Origin of the sequence: Janthinobacterium lividum (genome assembly GCF_011601275.1) — a bacterium.
Taxonomy (GTDB): Bacteria; Pseudomonadota; Gammaproteobacteria; order Burkholderiales; family Burkholderiaceae_D; genus Janthinobacterium; species Janthinobacterium lividum_E.
In genome coordinates, this window is the sequence record NZ_JAAOLY010000070.1 from 1 (window position 1) to 322 (window position 322).

Sequence of the window (322 nt, forward strand, 5' to 3'; positions counted from 1 at the left end):
TTTTACTCGAAAGTGCAAACGTAAGCCGCTAGGTTTAGGTTTGATCTTTTAGCGATCAAAGCTGTTTCGTTCTTTAACAATCTGGAAGAAGTAAAGATTATTTATTGATCGGTTTGCCGTAAAAGGTAAATCGATGGGTAATGATTGTATGTATCAACAAACAAGCAACAACGTTGTACTTTCTTATCCCTGTAACGCTCTTTCATCATGCAAATGATGAGAGGCTAACGTTATAGGGACAAGCGAATAAGTGCACATGGTGGATGCCTTGGCGATTACAGGCGATGAAGGACGTAGTAGCTTGCGATAAGCTGCGGGGAGT

1 rRNA gene is annotated in these 322 nt (G+C 41.0%); it reads left to right on the plus strand.

The features are described from left to right. Window positions 1-236: 236 nt before the first annotated feature. Window positions 237-322: ribosomal RNA gene (locus tag GYK42_RS28910) — 23S ribosomal RNA — on the plus strand; the annotation flags it as partial.